Raw genomic sequence first — 1,992 nt, 5'->3', positions numbered from 1 at the left:
AGGCCTGGGCTATCAGGAATGCATAAAGCGCTATGAAGATCATCATCCTCGGCGCTGGCCAGGTGGGCACCTCGGTGGCTGCGAACCTGGTCAGCGAGGCCAACGACATCACCGTGGTCGATACCGACGCACGGCGTCTGCGCGAGCTCGCCGACCGCTTTGACCTGCGTACACTGCAGGGGCATGGCGCTCAGCCCGATGTGCTCTTGCGCGCGGGTGGCGAGGATGCCGAGATGATCATCGCGGTGACCAACAGTGATGAAACCAATATGGTCGCCTGCCAGGTCGCCTACACGCTGTTTCATACGCCGACCAAGATCGCTCGGGTGCGCGCTCAGGGCTTCCTCGATCATCATCAGGCCTTGTTCGGCGGCGATGCCTTCCATGTGGACGTCACCATCAGCCCTGAGCAGCTGGTGACCGACTACACCCTGCGCCTGATCCAAACCCCCGGCGCGTTGCAGGTGACCGATTTCGCCAATGGTCGGGTGCGGCTGGTGGCGGTGCGCGCCTACTACGGTGGCCCATTAGTCGGCCAAGAGCTGCGCGCCCTCTACGATCACATGCCGCATGTCGAGGCGCGGGTGGCGGCGATCTACCGCCAGGATCGGGCCATTCAACCCGAGGGCGATACCGTCATCGAGGCCGATGATGAGGTCTTCTTCGTCGCCGCGCCTAAGCACATTCGCTCGGTGATGGGCGAGCTGCGGCGACTGGATAAGCCCTACAAGCGGCTGATCTTCGCCGGCGGTGGCAATATCGGCACCCGCCTTGCCCGCGTGACAGAGCGTGATTATCGGGTCAAGGTGATCGAGAGTAATCTCGAGCGCTGCAAGCAGATCGCCGAGTCGCTCGAGCGCACCATCGTGCTGCATGGCGATGCCGCCGACGAGGAACTGTTGTTGGAAGAGAATATCGAGGACACCGATGTCTTCTGCGCCGTCACCGATGACGACGAGGCCAATATCCTCTCAGCCATGCTCGCGAAGCGTCTCGGCGCACGCAAGGCGATGGCGCTGATCAACCGCGCGGCCTATGTGGACTTAGTGCAGAGTGGCCCGATCGATGTCGCGATCTCACCGCAACAGGCTACGATTGGCACCCTACTCAAGCACGTGCGTCGCGGCGATGTGGTGATGGTGCATTCGTTGCGCCGCGGCGCCGCCGAGGCGATCGAAGCCATCGCTCACGGGGACCAAAGCTCGTCGAAGGTGGTCGGACGGGCAATTGAGGCGATCAATCTGCCCAAGGGTGCCAGCATCGGCGCCATCGTGCGTGGCGATCAGGTGTTGATTGCCCACCGCGACACGATCATCGAATCCGAGGATCATGTGATTCTCTTCTTGCAGGACCGTCTGCGGGTGGCCGAGGTCGAGAAGCTGTTCCAGGTCGGCGTGACCTTTTTCTAGCGGCGCACGCCGAGTGCCGGCGCTCGAACCGCATTTCCCATTGACTCTGTCCGTTGACTCAAGATCCAAGGAGACGATCCCCGCATGCATTGGCGAGCCATCGTGCGCTTGTTCGGTATCTTGTTGCTGCTCTATAGCATCAGCTTCTTACCCTCTATCCTGGTCTCGCTCTGGTACGCCGACGAACAGTGGCCCGCCTTCGCGCTGTCCTTAGCCTTCACCGCGAGTGCGGGCCTGATCCTCTGGCTGCCGAACCTGCGTGAGCGCGAGCAGCTCTCGGTGCGCGATGGCTTCTTGATCGTCACCCTGTTCTGGGCGGTGCTTGGTATGCTGGGCGCGCTGCCGTTCATCCTCGGCCTGGATTGGGGCGTCACCGATGCGGTGTTCGAATCCATCTCTGGATTCACCACCACTGGGGCGACGGTGATCGAAGGCATCGACAGCTTGCCGCGATCGATCCTCTACCATCGCCAGCAGATCCAATGGCTCGGGGGCATGGGCGTGATCGTGCTCGCGGTGGCGATCCTGCCGCTGCTCGGTGTCGGTGGCATGCAGCTCTATCGGGCCGAGACCTCCGGCGTCG

General features: G+C 62.4%; 2 protein-coding genes. Both read left to right on the top strand.

Going from position 1 to position 1,992, the window contains the following annotated elements; translation table 11 throughout:
* Nucleotides 1-32: 32 nt before the first annotated feature.
* A complete protein-coding gene (gene trkA / locus CKO42_RS26345) occupies nucleotides 33-1,409 on the top strand; it encodes a Trk system potassium transporter TrkA (protein WP_200252384.1) in 1,377 nt (458 codons plus the stop codon).
* Nucleotides 1,410-1,493: 84 nt separating this feature from the next.
* A partial coding sequence (locus CKO42_RS26340; RefSeq protein ID WP_274608979.1) for a potassium transporter TrkG occupies nucleotides 1,494-1,992 on the top strand: 499 nt, incomplete at its 3' end.

The organism is Lamprobacter modestohalophilus (genome assembly GCF_016583905.1).
Classification (GTDB): domain Bacteria; phylum Pseudomonadota; class Gammaproteobacteria; order Chromatiales; family Chromatiaceae; genus Lamprobacter; species Lamprobacter modestohalophilus.
Note: the sequence above shows the minus strand (reverse complement) of the source record. Positions and strands in the feature narration are given on the sequence as shown.